17 protein-coding genes are annotated in these 20,829 nt (G+C 63.1%); 11 read left to right on the forward strand and 6 right to left on the reverse strand.

All coding sequences use genetic code 11. The features are described 5' to 3' along the window. Genes AC2A1F_RS06365 through AC2A1F_RS06375 form a run of 3 tightly spaced genes read right to left on the reverse strand, consistent with a single transcriptional unit; the run spans window position 1 to window position 2,722 of the window. Window positions 1–753 carry an SDR family NAD(P)-dependent oxidoreductase gene (locus AC2A1F_RS06365; RefSeq protein WP_484207894.1) on the reverse strand — a complete coding sequence of 251 codons (753 nt, stop codon included), beginning with the start codon at window positions 751–753 and terminating at the stop codon, window positions 1–3. Then, a complete protein-coding gene (locus AC2A1F_RS06370) occupies window positions 753–2,381 on the reverse strand; it encodes an FAD-binding oxidoreductase (protein WP_484207895.1) in 1,629 nt (542 codons plus the stop codon). The genes AC2A1F_RS06365 and AC2A1F_RS06370 overlap by 1 nt, the downstream gene beginning before the upstream one ends. Further along, window positions 2,378–2,722 carry a c-type cytochrome gene (locus tag AC2A1F_RS06375; protein WP_484207896.1) on the reverse strand — a complete coding sequence of 115 codons (345 nt, stop codon included), beginning with the start codon at window positions 2,720–2,722 and terminating at the stop codon, window positions 2,378–2,380. The genes AC2A1F_RS06370 and AC2A1F_RS06375 overlap by 4 nt, the downstream gene beginning before the upstream one ends. A 232-nt stretch (window positions 2,723–2,954) precedes the next feature. Between AC2A1F_RS06375 and AC2A1F_RS06380 the strand changes: the two genes are divergently transcribed. After that, window positions 2,955–3,869, forward strand: a complete 915-nt coding sequence (locus AC2A1F_RS06380; RefSeq protein WP_484207897.1) for an SDR family NAD(P)-dependent oxidoreductase — start codon at window positions 2,955–2,957, stop codon at window positions 3,867–3,869. A 211-nt stretch (window positions 3,870–4,080) separates the two neighbouring features. Here AC2A1F_RS06380 and AC2A1F_RS06385 read toward each other — a convergent pair whose 3' ends face one another. The 3 genes from AC2A1F_RS06385 to AC2A1F_RS06395 all read right to left on the reverse strand — a co-directional run bounded on the left by AC2A1F_RS06385 (window position 4,081) and on the right by AC2A1F_RS06395 (window position 9,181). After that, a complete protein-coding gene (locus AC2A1F_RS06385; RefSeq protein ID WP_484207898.1) occupies window positions 4,081–6,090 on the reverse strand; it encodes a putative bifunctional diguanylate cyclase/phosphodiesterase in 2,010 nt (669 codons plus the stop codon). A gap of 126 nt (window positions 6,091–6,216) precedes the next feature. Next, the gene (locus AC2A1F_RS06390) at window positions 6,217–8,019 is read right to left on the reverse strand and encodes an IlvD/Edd family dehydratase (protein WP_484207899.1); all 1,803 of its coding nucleotides are present in this window, start codon (window positions 8,017–8,019) and stop codon (window positions 6,217–6,219) included. Between the two features lie 34 nt (window positions 8,020–8,053). Continuing rightward, entirely contained in the window at window positions 8,054–9,181 is a 1,128-nt protein-coding gene (locus tag AC2A1F_RS06395) for an aldose epimerase family protein (protein WP_484208183.1), read from the reverse strand. 265 nt (window positions 9,182–9,446) lie between these two features. Here AC2A1F_RS06395 and AC2A1F_RS06400 point away from each other — a divergent pair, with 265 nt between their 5' ends. From AC2A1F_RS06400 to AC2A1F_RS06445, 10 genes are all read left to right on the forward strand, one after another. Further along, window positions 9,447–10,691, forward strand: coding sequence for a sugar MFS transporter (locus AC2A1F_RS06400; RefSeq protein ID WP_484208184.1), 1,245 nt, complete (start codon window positions 9,447–9,449; stop codon window positions 10,689–10,691). Window positions 10,692–10,782: 91 nt separating this feature from the next. Then, on the forward strand, window positions 10,783–12,309 hold the full coding sequence (locus tag AC2A1F_RS06405) for an aldehyde dehydrogenase (NADP(+)) (RefSeq protein ID WP_484207900.1): 1,527 nt from the start codon (window positions 10,783–10,785) through the stop codon (window positions 12,307–12,309). Window positions 12,310–12,332: 23 nt separating this feature from the next. Beyond that, window positions 12,333–13,349 carry an AraD1 family protein gene (gene araD1, locus AC2A1F_RS06410; protein ID WP_484207901.1) on the forward strand — a complete coding sequence of 339 codons (1,017 nt, stop codon included), beginning with the start codon at window positions 12,333–12,335 and terminating at the stop codon, window positions 13,347–13,349. Between the two features lie 4 nt (window positions 13,350–13,353). Beyond that, complete coding sequence (locus AC2A1F_RS06415; RefSeq protein ID WP_484207902.1) at window positions 13,354–14,280, forward strand: Gfo/Idh/MocA family protein; 927 nt, start codon at window positions 13,354–13,356, stop codon at window positions 14,278–14,280. 5 nt (window positions 14,281–14,285) lie between these two features. Continuing rightward, on the forward strand, window positions 14,286–15,200 hold the full coding sequence (locus AC2A1F_RS06420; RefSeq protein WP_484207903.1) for a 2-dehydro-3-deoxygalactonokinase: 915 nt from the start codon (window positions 14,286–14,288) through the stop codon (window positions 15,198–15,200). Beyond that, complete coding sequence (locus AC2A1F_RS06425) at window positions 15,197–15,832, forward strand: 2-dehydro-3-deoxy-6-phosphogalactonate aldolase (RefSeq protein WP_484207904.1); 636 nt, start codon at window positions 15,197–15,199, stop codon at window positions 15,830–15,832. Before AC2A1F_RS06420 ends, AC2A1F_RS06425 begins: the two co-directional genes overlap by 4 nt. Window positions 15,833–15,963: 131 nt before the next feature. Continuing rightward, window positions 15,964–17,118 (forward strand): glycoside hydrolase family 43 protein, encoded by a 1,155-nt coding sequence (locus tag AC2A1F_RS06430; protein ID WP_484207905.1) that lies wholly within the window; start codon window positions 15,964–15,966, stop codon window positions 17,116–17,118. Between the two features lie 5 nt (window positions 17,119–17,123). Then, entirely contained in the window at window positions 17,124–18,566 is a 1,443-nt protein-coding gene (xylB, locus tag AC2A1F_RS06435; RefSeq protein WP_484207906.1) for a xylulokinase, read from the forward strand. Window positions 18,567–18,579: 13 nt separating this feature from the next. Then, window positions 18,580–19,887, forward strand: a complete 1,308-nt coding sequence (gene xylA / locus AC2A1F_RS06440; RefSeq protein ID WP_484207907.1) for a xylose isomerase — start codon at window positions 18,580–18,582, stop codon at window positions 19,885–19,887. A 124-nt stretch (window positions 19,888–20,011) separates the two neighbouring features. Next, complete coding sequence (locus AC2A1F_RS06445) at window positions 20,012–20,752, forward strand: FadR/GntR family transcriptional regulator (RefSeq protein ID WP_484207908.1); 741 nt, start codon at window positions 20,012–20,014, stop codon at window positions 20,750–20,752. Window positions 20,753–20,829 lie beyond the last annotated feature (77 nt).

A 20,829-nucleotide genomic window follows, 5' to 3' on the forward strand; every position in this document is an offset into this window, starting at 1 on the left:
TCAGTGGGCGGTTTGGCCGCCATCGATGGTGAAAGTGGCCCCGTTGATGAAGCTCGCCCCGTCGGAACACAGGTGCAGCACGGTGGGCGCGATTTCTTCTGGCCGGGCGGCGCGGCCCGAGATGTTCTGGGCGAAGAACATTTCCGTAAATGCGTTGCTGTCGGCCCAGTGCTGCGTCATCGGGGTGACGACGAAGCCCGGCGCGATGGCGTTTACGCGGATGCCCATCTGCGCATATTCGACCGCCGCCGCCTTGGTCAGGCCGGAGACGGCGTGCTTCATGGCGCAATAGGCGCTCATGTTCGGGTCTGCGATCAGCGCGCCGACGCTGGCGGTGTTGACAATGGCCCCGCCGCCAACGGTCAAGAAATGGCGGATCTGCGCCTGCATCGCAAAGAACACGCCCTTGAAATCGACATCGATGGCAAGATCGAGCTCGTTTTCGGGCACTTCGTGGATCGGGCGCTGCGGGGGCAGGACCCCGGCATTGTTGAACGCGGCGTCCATCCGGCCATAGCGCTCGACGCATTCAGCCACCAGCGCGGTAAGGTCTGCGGCCTTGCGCACATCGGTGTGGCAGAAAGCGGCGCGGCCACCCTCGCCCACGATCAGGTCTACGGTTTCACCCACGCGCGCATCGATATCGCCGATCATCAAGCTGGCCCCCTCGCGCGCAAAGGCGAGCGCCGTGGCGCGGCCAATACCGGTGGCAGCCCCAGTGATCAGCACGGCTTTCCCTTCAAAGCGCATCATCAGATGATCCCCGATTTGCCCGGGGCAAGGATGCCGTTCGGGTCGATTGCGTGCTTGATCTTGGCGTTGAAGCCGCGGTTCACTTCGCCATATTGCTGCGCAACAAGGTCCATCGAATTGACGCCGGTGCGGTAACTGGCCCAGCCTTGTGCGCCAAAGCGGGTGACCAGTTCGCGGTAGCAGGCGTCGGCTTTCTTCTCCTGCTCAGCGTCCGATTTATCAAACAGCAGCGCAAGAATGTGGTGCAGATCGCGCCAGCCGATGGCGTAGGCGGCGGTATAGTCAAAGCCGTATTTCTCGACGATTTCCTTGGCCAGAATGGTCTGGCGCTCCGCCTCTACTCCGCGCGCGGCGGCCACTGGCGCAAACCACGCAAGGCCCCCGCCCGCCCCGCGCCAGCGCAGCAGGCCGATCTCGTCGAGATTGAGCCCGCCCTCCATCAGCGTGGCGTGGTGGTGGAACCATGGGTTGTCGCCCATTTCGGCCGAGGTCAGCACTTCGCCGCCGCTGGCGGTCAGGCTCGCGCGGATAATCGGCTCAACAGCCGCGACGGTCTGTTCGGTGCCATAGAGCGCGAAGTAGGTGTTCCACATGCCCAGCCCATTGGCCTTGGCCGCCTTCTTCAGCGAAGCTTCGTCCAGCATCGCGCCATCGGGCACAATTTCGTTGCGGCGCTTGAACATGGCGAGCTGATACGACGCGCTCATCATCAGGTTGCAGTTGGCGACGAGGTTGGACACACGCAGCGGGCGCATCGCTTCAATGATGCGCGGCACATCGCCCATTTCGGCGTGGCGCACCATGAACGGCTTGTAGACCGGGGGCTTGGGCATCAGCCACAGGCCCATCTTGGTGACGACGCCGAAGTTCGACTGGGTGAACAGGCCATCAAGATAGGGTCCGTAGCCCCACTTGAACGCCTGCCAAGCGGTGCTGCCCTTGATCGAACCCATACCGGTGCGCATCAGCTGGCCATCGGGCAGGACCACTTCCATGCCGCACTGGAACATGAAGTGTTCGCCATAGGGCGTGTAGCCCACCCCGCGATCGAGCGTATTGCCAACCGGCGAGGCGATCGGGCCGACCGTGGGCACATCGATCCACAGCGGGATGTTGTTTTCGACCAGATAGTCCTTGAGCTGCTGGTAAGTAACGCCCGGTTCCAGCAGGCAGGTGCCAAGGTCCGCATCCACTTCCAGAATGCGATTCATCCGCTTCAGATCGAGCACCACCTGCCCCGGCGTGGCGGGCGCGGTCATGCCATAGCCCATGTTCTTGCCAGTGGAGACGGGCCAGAGCGGCTGCTTGTAGGTGTTGGCGATGCGGACGATTTCCTGCACCTGCTCCACCGTTTCGGGGCAGACCGCGCCGATGGGCACGTGGCGGTTCAGCGGATCGGGGACATAGACCTTGGCATAGGGCGCAACCGATTCCTCGTCACCAAACACCCATTGCGCGCCCACGACGCCGCGAAACGCTTTCATTGCGCCCGCAAAGTCTGCCTTTGACATGTGTGGCGCCAGCGGGGCCGGGTTCTGCGCGCTTGCACCCGTGCCAAGGCCAAAGCTGGCTGCGCCAAGGATGCCAGCGCCGATCAAGCCCCGGCGATCAAGACTGATCTCGCTCAATATCCGTGCTCCTGCTTGCGCGCCGCGCTCTTTTCCACCCATGTGGCAAGGGCTGCGAGTTCGGTCGGGCTGATTTCTGTGGGGCGGAAGGCGGGCATGCCGTTCTGGCCGTGGCGCACGATGTATTTGACGGTATCGGCCGGGATCGCGCGGCCAAGGATGATCGGCCCCACATTGCGCCCGTGGCAATAGCCGCAGGTCTTGGCATAGATATCGTCGGCAGTGCGGGTGCCCTGCACTTCGCCAAGCTTTTGCCCGGCCAGCAATGGCGGCGTAAATGCGGCGGCGGACAGCGCGGCAATTGCCAATAGGGCGCGACTGTGCGCACGGTAAACGATCATGGACAAGTGTCCCCTCCAAGCATGCGATGCGTCCTTGACCGGCGCATCTTCGCGTTAGGGAGAAGCTACCGCGCAGGTTCCGCCACTGCCATCGGTGGTCTTGCTGCGCGTTCCACTGTGCGAAACTTTGAAGAGGCGAATGGTAGACAGCTAGGGCGGTCTGAATGGCTTGCTCTCATTTCGCCAATATTGTAAGCAACACTAACAATATTAAGGGCAGAGGAGCCACACCATGCAGTCGTTCGAAAACCAGATTGCCTTCATCACCGGCGGCGCATCGGGCGCAGGGTTTGGACAGGCGCAGGTGTTCGGGCGCGCGGGCGCAAAGATCGTGGTGGCCGACATTCGCGCCGATGCCGTGGCCAAGGCTGTGGCTGACCTTGCCGCCGAGGGCATCACCGCCCACGGCATCACGCTCGATATCATGGACCGCGCCGCCTACGCCGCTGCGGCAGACGAGGTAGAGGCCGTGTTCGGCGCTGCGCCGACGTTGTTGTTCAACACGGCGGGCGTGAACAGCTTCGGCCCGGTGGAAAACACCAGCTACGATGATTTTGACTGGATCATCGGCGTCAATCTGGGCGGCGTGATCAACGGTATGGTCACTTTCGTGCCGCGCATGATCGCAAGCGGGAAGCCGGGGCATATCGTCACCACGTCATCGGTTGGCGGGCTGATGGGCAGCGCGCTGGCCGCGCCCTATTCTGCCGCCAAGGCCGCCGTGGTGAACCTGATGGAAGGCTACCGCATGGGGCTGGAAAAGTATCAGATCGGCGTATCGGTGCTGTGCCCAGCCAATATCAAATCGAACATTGCCGAAGCCAGCAAGCTGCGGCCCGCGCAATTCGGACATAGCGGATACGTGGAAAACGAGGACTCCATCGCCTCGCTCCATTCGATCCACCAGCACGGCATGGACCCGGTGGAACTGGCACAGCACGTGAAGGCCGCGATTGAGGCCAACCAGCTTTACGTGATCCCCTACCCCGAAATGAAAGACGCCCTGCGCGCGCATTTTGATGCCATCGTGGAATCTGTCCTGCCGCTGGAGGCTGACCCCGACGGCGCGCGTCTGCGCACCGAAGCGCTGCAGAACTGGGCCGCAGACCGCGCGCGGGTGTTCATGGAAAAGCAGGGTGCGGCGTAGGTCACGACATTCAACTCCCCCAATCACCTAACCCCCAACCCGCTCACGCTGAGCCTGTCGAAGCATGCCCGCGTTGCGCGCGCCAACCCCCTTCGGCAGGCTCAGGGTGAGCGGGTTGGGGCCGGTTAGCGGGGTTGAGGCCGGTTAGCGGGGTTGAGGTTGGTGAGCGGGGATCGGTAAGGGAAGCGGGTTTGGATTGCGTGCACCCGAATTACCGCGCCGCGCGCAGGTGCCGCTGTTCGGCCATGGGCCTGCCGGATGCTTGGCAGGCTGTGATGAATTGCTCCAGCGGCATCGGCCTGCCGAACAGATAGCCCTGCAATTCATGACACCCGGCGGCGCGCAGGATATCAGCCTGCACTTCAGTTTCCACACCTTCGGCAATCACCGCCATGTCCAGCCCACAGGCCAGCGTGATCGCTCCGGTGACCAGCATGGTGGCCTTGGCCCCGGGCGCGAGGCCCGATAGCAGTGATTTGTCGATCTTGATGTGGCTGAAGCCATAGGATCGCAGGTAATGGATGCTGGTAAAGCCGGTGCCGAAATCATCAAGCGCGACCGCCATGCCCAGCGCCTTGAACGATTCCACCGCGTTGACCACGCGTTCAGGGTTCGCCAGCAGGTAGCCTTCGGTAATCTCGAACTGCAGCCGTTCAGGCGGAAAGCGCGTCTGTTCCAGCACGTGGCAGACCTGCCGTTCGAACGCGGGATCGCGGAATTGCGCGGGCGAGACATTGACGCTGAGCTTCAGATCGCCCAGCGGACCAATCTCGCGGCAGGCGCGCTCCAGCACATAGAGGCCGAGCGGGTGAATCTGCCCGGTGGCCTCGGCAATATCGATGAATTCATCGGGCGAGAGCGGCCCTTGCGGGCGGCGCGGCCAGCGCAGCAGCGCTTCGGCTGAGACGATCTCACCGCTCTGCGCATCGACAATGGGTTGATAGAACACGTCGAATTCGTTGTGGTTGAGGCCCGATCCGATCTGCGCCTCGATCTCCAGCCGGCGCAGCCGCCCTTCATCGAACCCTGCATCATAGACGGCGACCTGGCCTTTGCCGCGCGTCTTGACGTGGTACATCGCCGTATCGGCCCGGCGCAGCAATTCGCGCGGGCGGGCGTCATCATCGATGTTGGCGGCAATGCCGATAGACCCCCCCACCTGCAGCACGTGCCGGTCCACCAGCACCGGCAGCGCAATTTCCTCAAGCATGCGATGTGACAGCGCCAGCGCCTCGGCCTGTGCCCCGGAATGTGCCCCGGCCTCTATCCACGCCCGGCCCGGAGGCAATTCCAGCACGACGGCGAATTCATCACCGCCAACGCGCGCCAGTGTGGCATGGCCGGGGCAGTGCTGCCTGAGCCGCAAACACACGCTGCGGATCAGGGTATCGCCAGCCTGATGGCCATGTTCATCGTTCACCGCCTTGAAGCCGTCCAGATCGATGAAGATCACCGCAAGGCTATTGGGCGACAGGTCACGGCGCGCCTCAAGCCGGTCCAGCCGCGCCAGCAGTTCACGCCGGTTGGGCAACCCACTCAACGGATCGCTGAAGGCGATGCGGCGGTTTTCCTCGCTCAGCTTCTCGGTCTCGTGCTGACGCATGCGCAGATTACGCTGGGATCGGATCAGTTCGGAAAAGGCACCGTTATAGCTATACGTCACCACCATCATGCCAACGCTGACGCAGCTGAGCACCAGTGTTTGCGGCAGAAGCCTGCCGCCATCCACCCATGAAAAGTAAAACGCGAACGAAACCGTGCAGACCACTGCCACGCGCATGGCCGCCGCGCGCAAGGTCATCAGGCAAAAGACCGTGCTCACCTGGGTAAGTCCAAGGAAGAACGTGATATTGCTGCGCGCATAGCCATCTGCTGTCTGATAAACCCAGATGCACCACGCCTCGAACGCCAGAGTCATCAACACGGCCAGCGTGCAGGTTCGCTTCAGATAGTGGACGATCTCGGCATCACTCAGCCGGTCCGTATCTTTCTGCTGCCACCACCATAAAGCACGCGATATGGCCACAGCGCAGATCGCAACCGGGGTGACCAGAGTTTTGATGGCCTGCGCGAAATCCAGCGAGGTAAACGTAATCGCCAGGGCATTGCACACCAGAATCGCATAGAGCAGCGGCATCTGACGCGAAAACGAGCGGAACTGGGCGCGCGTGAGCTCCGCATCGCTTGTGTCCAGCCTGAAAATTTCCAGCAATGCCCGCATCTTGCAGCTTTTCGCCCACCATCCGTTGCGGTTTGGTTAAGCTGCAGGAAATGAAGCACTTTTCTGAACATCAGGTCTGGCGGGCGCTACGTAGCAATTCGTAACGCCCGCCTTGGCAGGCTTCCGTCAGTGATTATCGCGCGGCAGGCCATGTGTGTGCACGATGCGCTGGTACTTCTCTGCACCTTCCAGAATGCCGCCGCTGGAAAGCTGGCCCACGCGCTCGCGATAGATTTCCTGCCACGGCGTTTGCGATGGCGGATAGGGATAGCCGCCAGCCGCCTCAAGCGCAGCGCGGCGTTCGGCAAGCTCGGCCTCGCTCACCAGCATGTCCGCCGTGCCCTTGCGCAGATCGATGCGCACCCGGTCCCCGGTCCGCAGCAAGGCAAGGCCACCCATCGCGGCGGCTTCCGGGCTGGCGTTGAGGATCGAGGGGCTGCCCGATGTGCCCGATTGCCGCCCGTCACCAATGCACGGCAGCGCATTGACGCCTGCGGTGATCAGATAGGCAGGCGGGCGCATGTTCACGACTTCAGCCGATCCCGGATAGCCAATTGGCCCGGTGCCACGCATGAACAGCACACTGTCCTGCGTGATCCCGGTGGCGGGATCATCGATCCGTGCGTGGTAATCCTCCGGCCCGTCAAACACCACAGCGGGGCCTTCGAACGCTTCGGGATCATCGGGGTTGGACAAATAGCGCGCTCGGAATTCCTCGCTGATCACGCTGGTCTTCATGATCGCGCTGTCGAACAGATTGCCCGACAGCACGAGGAAGCCCGCATCGGCCAGCAGCGGCTGTGCAAAGGGCCGGATGACCTTCTCATCCTCGATCACCGCATCGCGGCAGTTGTCGCCCATCGTCTTGCCGTTCACGGTCATCGCGTTTTCGGCGATCAACCCTTGGGAGATCAGCTGCGCCACCACGGCGGGCACGCCGCCTGCGCGGTAGTAATCCTCGCCCAGATATTCGCCCGCCGGTTGCAGGTTCACCAGCAGCGGAATCTTGTGGCCCAGCCGCTGCCAATCGGTCAGCGGCAGGTCCACGCCCACATGGCGGGCGATGGCGGCCAGATGAATCGGCGCATTGGTCGATCCGCCGATGGCCGAATTGACGACGATGGCATTGTGGAACGCCTCCAGCGTCATGATGTCCGAAGGCTTCAGGTCTTCGTGCACCATGTCCACGATGCGCTTGCCCGTGCGCCACGCACATTCCTGCCGGTCGCGATAGGGGGCGGGGATGGCGGCTGATCCGGGCAGCATCATGCCCAGCACTTCGGCCAGACTGTTCATCGTGGTGGCCGTGCCCATCGTGTTGCAATAGCCGGTCGATGGCGCGGAACTGGCGACGAGCTTGATAAAGCCGTCGTTGTCCAGCTCTCCGCGCGCCATCATCTCGCGCGCTTTCCACACGATCGTGCCCGATCCGGTGCGCTCGCCCTTGAACCAGCCGTTGAGCATCGGGCCGACCGACAGCGCAATAGCCGGAATATCGACCGTGGCCGCTGCCATCAGCAGGGCGGGCGTGGTCTTGTCGCACCCTGTTGTCAGCACCACGCCATCAATGGGATAGCCATAGAGCGCCTCGACCAGCCCGAGATAGGCAAGGTTGCGGTCCAGCGCCGCTGTGGGCCGCTTGCCGGTTTCCTGAATGGGGTGGACCGGGATTTCCAGCGCGATGCCGCCCGCTTCGCGAATGCCTTCGCGCACCCGCTCTGCCAGCACGATATGGTGGCGGTTGCAGGGCGACAAGTCGCTGCCGGTCTGCGCGATGCCAATGATCGGTTTGCCCGAACGCAGCTCCTCAAGGCTCAGCCCGAAGTTCAGATAACGCTCAAGATAGAGCGCGGTCATGTCGATATTGTCGGGGTTATCGAACCATGCGCGTGAGCGAAGCTTGGGGCGGCTGTCGGGAGTATCGGTCATTGTGGCTTTCGCAAGTCTTGAGGAAGGTCTGGAGTCAGCGCGCCTTGCGGGCTTTGCTGACGCGGTAGATCATCACGTGGCGATAGGGCTTGCCGGGATCGACCCGCGCGGAAACGAAAGTGGGCTGGTTGGGCGCATCGGGGAACTTCTGCGGTTCCAGCGCAATGCCATCGCCCATGCGATAGAGCTTGCCCCCTTTGCCGGTCACCGTGCCATCGATGAAGTTGCCGGTGTAGAACTGCACGCCCGGTTCGGTGGTCAACACTTCCAGCACGCGGCCCGATGCCGGGTCTTCCAGCCGGGCAGCCAATTGTGGCGTGGCGGTGACGCCCTTGTTGAGCGCGAAGTTGTGGTCATAGCCGCGCCCGAACAGAATCTGCTGGTCGGTCGCATCGCGCAGGCCATTGGCAATGCGCTTGGGCTTACGGAAATCGAACACGGTGCCTGCGACCTTGCGCAACTCGCCAGTGGGGATCAGCTTTTCGGTGACGGGCGTATAGGCTGCTGCCGGAATGGTCAGGACATTGCCCATCGCGCCCATGGCCGATCCTTCGCCCGCCATATCGAACAGGGCGTGGTTGGTCATGTTCACGATGGTGGGCTTGTCGGTCTGCGCGTCGAACGCGATGGTAAGGTTGCCACGCTCATCAAGGCTGTAGGTCACCTGCGTGTTCAGCGTGCCGGGATAGCCCTGATCGCCATCGGGGCTGACCAGCGACAGCACCACACTGGCGACCGGCCCGGACTTTACCGAAACGATCTTCCAGTTGTGCTTGTCAAAGCCCTTGGCCCCGCCATGCAGGCTGTTGCCGTTGTTGTTCTGCGCCAGTTGATAGGCTTTGCCATCCAGCGTGAAGCGCCCGTCGGCAATGCGATTGGCAAAGCGGCCCACGGTGACGCCAAAGAAATTGGGCTTGGCTTCATAAGCCTGCACATCGTCATAGCCGATCACGATGTCTGCCGCCTTGCCATCACGGCCCGGCGCGATCAGCGATTGCAGCGTGGCGCCATAAGTCAGGACCCGGGCAGAAACGCCATTTGCGGCCTTGAGCGTCACGGCAAAGGCTTCGCTGCCATCGGCCAACTTGCCGGCGCTTTCCTGCCGGGCTTCGGCGGCGCTTGCCGTTTGCGCCATGCCCATTGCCGGAACCATCATCGCCATCAACAATACGGCGCCGTAGTTCGGCTTGCCCGCAATCCTCATCCTCAACATCCTTCCGGCATTCCTCACGGTCGTCGCGGCAAGCTGGCACCTCACTAAGCTAGCAAGGGGGCCATTGACGCAACCATTTCGCGGATATAGTCCGACAAATAGAACGTGCGCAAGACGGTAAGCCAAGCGTCACCGCATCAAACCCTGCGAGAGGAAGCGCAAGACCATGCCGCCAGTGGCCTCGAACTCCGGGAATGCCCAGATTTCAAGCGATATGTCCCCCACCCGCTATGGCCCTGCGCTGACTCTGCTGGCCAGTCTGTTCTTCATGTGGGGCTTCATCACCGTCATCAACAACACGCTGTTGCCACACCTGCGCAGCGTGTTCGATCTGAACTATACGCAGACAACTTTGATCGAATCGGTGTGGTTCATAGCCTACTTCGTGGCCTCGATCCCTTCGGCCAAGCTGATCGAGAAGATCGGCTATCAAAAGTCGCTGGTGATTGGCCTGCTGGTGATGGCAGCTGGCGCGCTGGGCATGATGCTGGCGGCATCCTTGCCGTCTTATGGCGTGACGCTGGTCATGCTGTTCGTGATCGCCAGCGGCATCACGCTGCTGCAGGTGGCAGCCAATCCCTATGTCGCCGTGGTCGGAAAGCCAGAAACCGCATCGTCGCGCCTCAATCTGGTGCAGGCGATGAATTCGGCCGGCACGATGCTCGCCCCACTGTTCGGGGCGTACCTGATCCTTGGCCGGTCAAAGGGCGGCACGTCTGCTTCGGGCACCGTGCTGACGCAGGCTGAACGCATGGCCGATGCGCAGTCGGTGATCCTGCCTTATGGCCTCGTCGCCGTGGTTCTGGTGATCCTTGCCATTGTAATCGCACGCTTTCCCTTGCCCGCCATGGGCAACGCCACGCAGCGCCTTGCGCCCGAAGAGCGGGCCAAACTTTCGCTGTGGAAGCACCGCAATCTCGTGTTCGGCATCCCGGCGATCTTCATCTACCTGATTGCCGAAATCGGCGTGGCCAATCTGTTCGTGAATTTCGTCAGCCAGCCCGAGATTGCCAATCTGACCACCGAACAGGCGGGCAATTACCTGACGTTCCTGTGGGGCGGGATGATGATCGGGCGGTTTGCGGGCTCTGCCATCATGCAAAAGGTCGATGCAGGGCTGGTGCTGGCGGTGTTCTCGCTGGGCGCATTCGTGGTCATGCTCGTCACCGTGTTCACCACCGGGCCTGCCGCGATGTGGGCGCTGATTTTGGTCGGCCTGTTCCACTCGATCATGTTCCCCACGATCTTTACCCTCGGCATCAAGGGCCTTGGCCCGTTGACCGAGGAAGGATCGGGCTTGCTGATCATGGCAATTGCGGGTGGTGCGCTGGTGGTGGTGCAGGGCTGGATGGCCGATGCCTATGGCTTGCAAGCCTCGTTCCTGCTTACGGCGGCGTGTGAATTGTATGTGCTGTTCTATGCACTGTGGGGTTCGAAGACGACCGCCAGCAACGCCTGATCTCCAACAAACTGCTCCCTCAGGCCGGAACGCACACGGTTGCGTTTTGGCCGCTCTGATAATATGTCAGACAAAATCAGGAGATTCATTGATGACCGAATTCCGCTCCTTGGCGGCCGCCACGGGTGAGCCCACTGGCCCTGCCTTTGCCGTCCACGGCCCCGCCGATGTCGCCGCCGCCTGCGCCGCTGCGGCAGAGGCATTTGACGCCTATCGCGCCACGACCCGTGAAGATCGCGCCACGTTCCTCGAAACCATCGCCGCTGAAATCCTCGCCATCGGCGACGACCTGATCGAAGCCGCCATGCTGGAATCCGGCCTGCCGCGCCCCCGGCTCGAAGGCGAACGCGGCCGCACCGTCGGCCAGCTGCGAATGTTCGCCGATGTGGTGCGCAAGGGTGCATGGCAGCAGTTGCGGATCGACCCCGCCCTGCCCGATCGCCAGCCTCTGCCCCGCCCGGACTTGCGCCTGCGCATGATCCCGGTCGGCCCGGTGGCAGTATTCGGCGCGTCCAACTTCCCGCTCGCCTTCTCCACGGCAGGCGGTGACACCGCCTCGGCGCTCGCCGCCGGGTGCCCGGTGGTGGTCAAGGGCCACCCCGCCCACCCGCAGACCGGCGCGCTGGTCGCCGCCGCCATTGCCCGCGCCGTGGAAGCTTGTGGCCTTCCCGCAGGCGTGTTCGGCCACCTCGTCGGCCCGTCGAACGATCTGGGTGCCGCGCTGGTGCAGGACCCGCGCATTGCCGCGGTCGGCTTCACCGGATCGCGCGGTGGTGGGCTGGCGCTGGTAAAGCTGGCACAGGCGCGCGAAGTGCCGATCCCGGTCTATGCCGAAATGTCGAGCATCAACCCGGTGTTGCTCCTGCCCGAAGCGCTGAAAGCGCGCGGTTCTGCGCTCGGCACTGCCTTTGCCGGATCGTTGACGATGGGCGCGGGCCAGTTCTGCACCAATCCTGGCCTTGTGCTGGCGATGGACGGCGAAGGGCTTGACGCCTTCCTTGCCGCCGCAGCCGAAGCGATCAGTGCCGCTGCGGCCCAGACAATGCTGACCAGCGGCATCTGCAAGGCTTACAAGGATGGCGTCGCCACACTGGAAACCATTCCCGGCGTCGAGAAGCTGGCGCAGGGCCTTGCCGGAGAGACCACACAGGGCCACGCCGCGCTGTTCCGCACCACCGCGCAGGCTTTCCTTGCCGAAAAGGCGATGGGGCATGAAGTGTTCGGCGCATCGTCGGTCGTTGTCGTCTGCGCAGACGAAGCCGAATTGCTGAGCTTTCTCAAGGGGCTGGAAGGCCAACTGACCGCCACCCTCCATATGAACGCCGCCGACGAAGCGCTTGCGGCACACTTGCTGCCAGTGCTGGAAGTGAAGGCCGGACGCATTCTTGCCAACGGCTGGCCCACCGGCGTCGAAGTGTGCCACGCGATGGTCCACGGCGGACCGTTCCCGGCAACGTCGGACTCGCGCACCACATCGGTGGGCAGCATGGCGATTGACCGCTTCCTGCGCCCGGTGAGCTACCAGAATCTGAGCGGCACCTTGCTCCCACCCGAACTGCGCGACGAGGCGATGGGTGATGGATCGCCACGTCTGGTCGATGGCACTTTGACGCTCTAAGCGGCAGGAAAGGACCCCCCGCAATGTCGCTACGTCTGTTGCAGCACCGTGCGCCCGATGGCACGCGCAGTGTCGTTCTGGCCGATGCAGATGCCGCTTATGTGCTGCTAGGTGTAGTTCGGACCACCGAACTGGCAAGCCGAGCGATAGCCGCTGGAACCAGCCTTGCGCAAGAGGCGCTGGCCTGTGCCAAGGGTGCGGAAATCGATCTGGAACGCGAATGTGCCGCAGGGCATTTTCTTGCACCGATAGACCACGCAGATCCGGCGCACCTCGCACTCACCGGCACCGGCCTTACGCACCTTGGCTCTGCCGAAGGGCGCGACAAGATGCACCGTGAAGCGGCGGCTGCCGCGCACCAGACCGATTCCATGCGCATGTTCCTTGAAGGGCTGGAGGGCGGCAAGCCAACCGATGACGGCCCAAATGGCGGACGAGTCGGCCAGCAGCCCGAATGGTTCTACAAGGGCGATGGCACGCAATTGGTCGGCCCCGGCCAAGCGCTTGAAATGCCCTGCTTTGCGCAGGATGGTGGCGAAGAGCCGGAACTTGCGGGGATCTATCTGATCGGCCCCGATGGCACGCCGTTCCGCCTTGGCTTTGCGCTGGCCAACGAGTTTTCGGACCATGTGACCGAACGGCACAACTACTTGTGGCTGGCGCATTCCAAATTGCGCTGCGCCGCCATCGGCCCCGAACTGCTGATCGGGGAAACTCCGTCAGACATTCGCGGCACCAGCCGTATCGTGCGCGATGGCAAGACCTTGTGGGAAAAGCCTTTCCTGACCGGTGAGGATAATATGAGCCACAGCCTCGCCAATCTGGAACACCACCACTTCAAGTACGATCTGTTCCGTCGCGCGGGCGACGTGCATGTGCATTTCTTCGGCACGGCCACGCTTTCGTTCAGCGATGCGGTGCGCACGCAGGAGGGCGACGTGTTCGAGATTGAGGCTGCGCCGTTCACCCTGCCCTGCCGCAATCCGCTGACGCGGGCGGCAGGCGACCCGGCAGTGCCGGTTACGGTGCGGGTGCTGTGACGCGATGATGCCGATCCGCATCGCTGTTGTTGGCCTTGGCAAGATTGCGCGGGACCAGCACTTGCCTGCGATTGCGGGGAACGGCGCGTTTGAGTTAATCGCCACGGTCAGCCCCGATGGTGCTGCGCTCGAAGGCGTGCCGCATTTTGCCACGTTGGATGCCTTGTTAGCACAGGGGCCAGCGGTTGATGCAGTGGCGCTCTGCACACCACCGCAAGTGCGCCGGGAACTGGCCAGCAAAGCCTTGGCACGCGGGCTGCATGTGTTGCTGGAAAAGCCGCCAGGGGCCACACTGGCCGAAGTTGCCGCCTTGCAGGATCAGGCGACACTGAGCGGGGCCAGCCTGTTTGCCGCGTGGCATTCGCGCTTTGCAGCAGGGGTGGAAAGCGCGCGGGCGTGGCTGGCGGGGCGCACGGTGCGGCGCGTGGCGATAACCTGGCGCGAGGATGTGCGCGTGTGGCATCCGGGGCAGGCGTGGATCTGGCAGCCGGGCGGCCTTGGCGTGTTCGATCCGGGGATCAATGCGCTGTCCATCGTCACGCATATCCTGCCGCAGCCGATTTTCCTGACCAGCGCAGTGCTGGATTTCCCGGCAAACCGCGCCGCGCCGATTGCGGCGGACTTGTGCTTTCAGGATACGGCAGGCGCGCCGGTGACGATGGACCTCGACTGGCGACAGACCGGCCCGCAGACGTGGGACATCGTGGTGGAAACCGATGCTGGCACGCTGACTTTGCATAAAGGCGGGGCCGAATTGCGCCTGCCCGATCAGGTCCATGCCGATGACGACCGCGAATATGCCGCGATCTATGCGCGCTTTGCCGAGCTGATTGATAGCGGCACGAGCGACATCGACATTGCGCCGCTGCGGCTGGTGGCCGATGCCTTCCTGTGCGGGACGCACCGCACGACCGACGCTTTCGAGGACTGAGGGGGATGAACCGCAGTGTCATCGGCGATTGGGGCAGCACACGGCTAAGGCTGTTCCTGATCGAAGAGGGCCGCGTGGCGGCACGGCTCGACGGGCCGGGCACCACCGCGCTGACCGAACCGGCAGAGCGGGTGCTGGCGCGGATGCTGTCGATCTGGCTGGCGCGCGGCCCGGTGGAGCGGATCACGCTGTGCGGGATGGCCGGATCGCCAGCAGGGCTTGTTCACGCGCCTTATGCGCCCTGCCCGGTCGATGCCGCGCTATGGCATAGGGCGCGGGCGCGACTGCGGGTGATCGGGCTGGAAGTGGAAGTGCTGCCCGGCCTTTCGTTCCGCACGGCGGACGGCGTGCCGGAAGTGATGCGGGGTGAGGAAACGCAGGTGTTTGGGGCGATTGCCCTCGACGCTGCGCTGGCACAGGGTGAACACCGGTTTGCCCTTCCCGGCACGCACGGCAAATGGGTCACCACCAGCGATGGAGCGATCACCGGATTCCGCACTGCGCCAACTGGTGAGCTTTATGCCACCATCACGCGACACACATCGCTGCTTGGCCCGGAAGACCCGGTCAGCAGTGCAAGCGACGAAGCCGGTTTCGACGAAGGCTTCAACCGGGGCCTTGTGCGCTGCACCGAACCGGTCAGCGGCGCGCTGTTTGAAGCGCGCGCGGCGCGGATGCTGGATGGCCGGTCGCGCGCATGGGCCAGGGGCTATGTCTCGGGCCTGCTGATCGGCAGCGAGGTGGCGCAGTTTTCCCATGAAGCTGCACGGGTGACAGTGATCGGCGACAAGGCTCTGGCACGGCTTTATATCCGCGCGCTTGCGCATCTGGGCGTGGCAACGCAAAGCGTGGACGGCGATGCGGCGGTTATGGCCGGGCTGCAACAGGCCATCACGCTGGCACAGGGCAATAGAGCATGACCATCGACGACGTTCTGGCCGAAGGGGCCGCACCCGTGGTGGCAATCCTGCGCGGGATCGAAACGCATGAGGCCGTGGCCATAGCAACGGCGCTGGTGGACGCAGGTGTGCGCCTGATCGAAGTGCCGTTCAATTCGCCCGATCCCGATGGATCGATTGCCGCGATGGTCGAAGCGCTGGGCACCCGTGCCGCGTTTGGCGGGGGCACCGTAACCAGCCCTGCGCTAGCCGAGCGGCTGGCGGCAGCGGGCGGGCGCTTCATGGTATCGCCCAATGTCGATCCTGCGGTGATCGCACGGTCGCTTGAGCTTGGCATGGATGTGCTGCCGGGCTTTTTGACGCCGACCGAAGCCTTTGCCGCGCTTGCTGCGGGGGCTGAGAATCTGAAGCTGTTTCCGGGGTCCGTGCTGGGCAGCGGTTATATCAAGGCCCTGCGTGAAGTGCTGCCCAAGGCGGTGCGGGTTTGGGCCGTGGGCGGCGTGGGGCCTGCCAATGTGGCGGAATTCCGCAGCGCAGGCGTGTTCGGCATCGGCGTGGGCGGCAGTCTTTATCGGCCCGGTGACGATGCTGCGGTAGTGCATGATCGCGCTGCTGCGCTGATTTCTGCATGGAATGCGGCGCAACCGGATTGAAGGCCCGGGCTTCGCGGTAACCTCGCACATTTTGCGCAACTGATCGTGCACATTCAGATTGCGGTCTTTCTTAGGTAGCGCTATCAGACACGCCGAAGCCGGATTACCGGCAAGCAAAGGGATGTCTGACGATGAAGGCGAGATTGATCACCGCAGCGCTGTGCCTGACAACGGCAATGGCCACGGCAGGCTGCACTGCAACAGGCAGCGAAGTGGCTTCCGCCAATAGCGCAGCCCCTGTTGCTGCCACTGCCTCTGCCCCTGCCAACGGTGGCCTGCCCGCCAGCGCTTTCCGCGATCAACCGCTGGTCACCGAGATCTATACCGCAGACCCTTCGGCCCACGTGTTCGGCGGCAAGATCTATGTCTATCCCTCGCACGACATTGAAACGCCCACGGCCGACGATGATCTGGGCAACCAATATGCGATGCGCGATTATCGCGTGCTGCGCATGGACAAGATTGGCGGCCCGGTAACGATCGGCCCGGTGGCGCTCGACGTGGCGGACGTGCCGTGGGCTTCGCAGCAGATGTGGGCGCCCGATGCCGCCTACAAGGACGGCACGTACTACCTGTATTTCCCCGCGCGCGACAAATCGAAGGACAAGAACGGGCTGGGCGCGTTCAAGATCGGTGTGGCCACATCGAAGAATCCGATGGGGCCGTTCGTGGCCGAGAAAGACCCGATCCCCGGCTCATTCTCGATGGACCCGGCAGTTTTCACCGATGCTGACGGCGCGTCCTACATGTATTTCGGCGGCATCTGGGGTGGCCAGTTGCAGCGCTGGGCGAACGGGAAGTACGATCCAAACGGTTCGGACACCGACCTGCTGCAGGACGACAAGCCCGCGCTTTCCGGCAAGGTGGCCAAGCTGAACCCGGACATGAAGACCTTTGCCGAAACCCCGCGCGATGCGGTGATCCTGGACGAAGCTGGCAAGCCAGTGCTGGGTGGCGATCATGAACGCCGGTTTTTTGAAGGAACGTGGGTCTTCAAGAAGGACGGCAAGTATTACTACACCTATTCCACCGGTGACACGCATTTCCTGAACTATGCCATTGGCGACAGCCCCTATGGCCCGTTCAAGTACACAGGGCATATCCTGAAGCCGGTGCAGGGCTGGACCACGCACCATTCCGTGCTTCAGCACGATGGCAAGTGGTGGCTGTTCTATGCCGATACGCAATTGTCGAACAAGAACTACCTGCGCAACGTGAAAGTGACCGAGCTGACTTTCAATCCCGATGGCACGATCCAGACCATCGATCCTTTCAAGGCGAAGTAACCCAAATGTATCTTGGCATTGATGTTGGCACGAGCTGCGTAAAAGCGGTGGTGACCGCCGCCAGTGGTGAAGTGCTGGCGCAAAGCAGCAGCGACCTTACCGTTTTCCGCCCGCACCCGTTGTGGTCTGAACAAGACCCGGCGGCGTGGGTGGAGGCGGCGCACAAGGCCGTGCTGGGCATCAATGCCAGCATCCGCGCGAGCGTGGAGGGTATTGGCCTTGCCGGGCAAATGCATGGCGCAACGCTGCTGGGATCGGATGACAAGCCGCTGCGCCCCGCGATCCTGTGGAACGATGGCCGCAGCTTTGCTGAATGCGCCGCGATCGAAGCCGCCGAGCCGCGCACGCGCGAGATAACCGGCAATATCGCGATGCCCGGCTTTACCGCGCCCAAGCTGGCGTGGGTCCGCGCACACGAGCCGGACGTGTTTGCCGCGACCAAGACCGTGCTGTTGCCCAAGGATTTCGTGCGGCTGGCGCTGACCGGCGAAAAGGCCAGCGACATGTCGGACAGCGCGGGAACGCTGTGGCTGGACGTGGCCGCGCGCGACTGGTCTGACGACATGCTGGCCGCCACCGGGCTGAACCGCAGCCACATGCCGCGCCTGCACGAAGGGCCGGACGTGACCGGCGTTCTGCGTGAAGATGTGGCCAAAGCATGGGGCATGGGCCGCGTGCCCGTGGTCGCGGGCGCGGGCGACAATGCCGCAGGCGCGCTGGGCGTGGGTGTGCTGGGCGATGGGCAGGGCATGCTTTCACTGGGCACATCGGGCGTGATTTTCGTCGCCAATGCCGCGTTCCGTCCCAACCCGGCGCAGGCAGTCCACGCCTTCTGTCATGCGCTGCCGGGCGTGTGGCACCAGATGAGCGTGCATCTTTCCGCCGCGTCGTGCATCGACTGGGCGGCCAAGGCCTGCAATGTGCCAGGGCCTGCTGAATTCTTCGCGCTGGCCGAAGGCGCTGGCGCAGCCTGTGGGCCAGAACTGTTCCTGCCCTATCTTTCGGGCGAACGCACCCCGCACAACGATCCGCACATCCGCGCCGCGTTCATTGGCCTTGGCAACGAAAGCACCACCCCGCGCATGGCCGCCGCCGTGCTGGAGGGCGTGGCCTTTGCCCATGCCGATGGCATCGATGCGCTGCGCAGCGCGGGCACGCAGATCGACGAGCTTTGCGTGATCGGCGGCGGATCGCGGTCTGCCCACTGGGGTCGCATCCTTTCCAGCGTTTTGGGCGTGCGGCTGGTTTATCTGCACGGGGGTGAGGTTGGCCCGGCGCTGGGCGGGGCTCGCCTTGCGCAAATGGCCGTCACCGGAGCCAGCGCTGCCGATGTCTGCACCCGCCCTCCGGTGCGCGCCGTGATCGAGCCCGATCCTGCCCTTGCCGCCGCGCTTGCCCCCAAGCGCGCCCGTTTCCGCGCCGCCTATGCCGCGCTGTCCGCCATTTAAGGAGTAACCCTTTATGTCTGCTGCCTATTTCGACGCATTCGATACCGTCCGCTATGAAGGCCCCGATGCCACCAGCGATATGGCCTATCGCTATTACGACAAGGACCGGATGGTCTTTGGCAAGCGCATGGAAGATTACCTGCGCTTTGCCGTGTGCATGTGGCACACCTTCTGCTGGCCGGGCAGCGACGTGTTTGGCGCAGGCACGTTTGACCGCCCGTGGCTGAACGGCCCGCAGGACGAAAACGCCGCGCGTGCCAAGCGTGAAGCTGCGCTTTCGTTCGTCGAGAAACTCGACCTGCCATTCTACTGCTTCCACGATGTGGATGTGATGGCACCGGCTGACACCATCAACGAATTCCGCGCCAGCTTTGCCCGCGCAGTCGATCATCTGGAAGAACTGCAGGCCGCGCATGGCCGCAAGCTGCTGTGGGGCACGGCCAACCTGTTCAGCCACCAGCGCTATCTGGCGGGCGCGGCCACCAGCCCCCGCCCCGAAGTTTACGCATGGGGCGCTTCGCAGGTGCGCGACGCACTGGAAGCCACACACCGTCTGGGCGGCGCGAACTATGTGCTGTGGGGCGGCCGTGAAGGGTACGACACGATCCTCAACACCGATCTGGCGGTGGAGCAGGAGAACTTTGGCCGGTTCCTCTCGCTCGTTGTCGAACATAAGCACAAGATCGGGTTTGCGGGCACGATCCTGATCGAGCCCAAGCCGCACGAGCCGACCAAGCACCAGTACGATTTTGACACCCAAACCGTCTATGGCTTCCTGAAGCGCTTCGGGCTTGAGAACGAGGTAAAGGTCAATATCGAGGCCAACCACGCCACGCTTTCGGGCCATACGTTCGAGCATGAAATCGCGATGGCCCGCGCGCTGGGCATTTTCGGTTCGATCGATGCCAACCGCGGCGATCCGCAGAATGGCTGGGATACCGACCAGTTCCCCAACTCGGTCGAAGAGCTGACGCTGGCCTGCATCGAGATCGAACGCGCCGGCGGCTTCACCGATGGCGGTTTCAATTTCGACGCCAAGGTCCGCCGCCAGTCGGTGGACGCGGCCGATCTGTTCCACGGCCACATCGGCGGCGTGGACGTGATCGCCAAGGCGCTGCTGCGCGCCGAAGCGATCATCGCCGATGGCCGCATCGATGGCTTCGTGGCTGAGCGCTATGCCGGGTGGAACGGGGAACTGGGCCAGACCATCCGCGCATCGAGCCTTGCCGAAATCGCCGATCTGGCGGTGGCGCAGGATCTGAATCCGAAGCCGGTTTCGGGCCGTCAGGAATGGCTGGAGAACATGCTCAACCGGTTCTGACAGCTTTGGTCTGATGAAACGGAAAGCCCGCGCTTGACCTTCCCGGTTAAGCGCGGGCCTGTGCTTTTGTCGAACTGCTGGACATTGCAAGAATTGCCGCCAAATAGGGAGCGAGGAGGGCTTCGTGGCGCAAAAGAACGAGCAAGACGATAAGGCCATCGACCGGTCAGACAAATCGCTGCGGCTGCACGGGAGCATTGCGCGCGATCTGGGGATTGCCATCGTCACCGGCAAATATCCGCCGGGGCACGTGCTGACCAGCGAGGTTGATTTTGCCGAACGCCACCAGATTTCGCGCACCGCCTATCGCGAGGCAATCCGCATCCTTGCCGCCAAAGGCCTGGTCGAAAGCCGCCCAAAGGCTGGCACCAAGATCACCGATCCATCGCGCTGGCACATCCTTGATCCCGATGTGCTGGCTTGGACGTTTGAGGGCGAACCCAGCCAGAAGGCCATCGATGACCTGTTCGAACTGCGGCTGATCATCGAGCCGGCTGCAGCCGAGCTTGCCGCAAAACGCCGCACTGGCGCGCAACTGGCGCAGATGGGACACGCGCTGGAGGAAATGGCGAAGTATACGCTGGCCAATCCGCTGGGGCAGGCAGCCGACCAAGCGTTTCATTCCACGCTGCTTAGCGCCACCGGCAACATGGGCGTGATTTCGCTGGCCAGCACAATCTCTGCTGCGGTGCGCTGGACCACGATCTACAAGCAACGCACGCGCAAATTGCCGCGCGATCCCTTGCCCGATCACCGCGTGCTGTTTGAAGCGGTGGCAGATGGCAATGGCCCCGCCGCGCGCGCCGCCATGCAACACCTGATCGAACTGGCGCTGGCCGATATCAATCTGCCTGAGAAGGCCTGAATTTGCAGCTTTTGCTGGACAGGCTGGGATATACTCATACTTATTATCCGACGCGGGCGCATAGCTCGATTGATCGG

The organism is Novosphingobium sp. HNCC26BN242 (assembly GCF_057180525.1).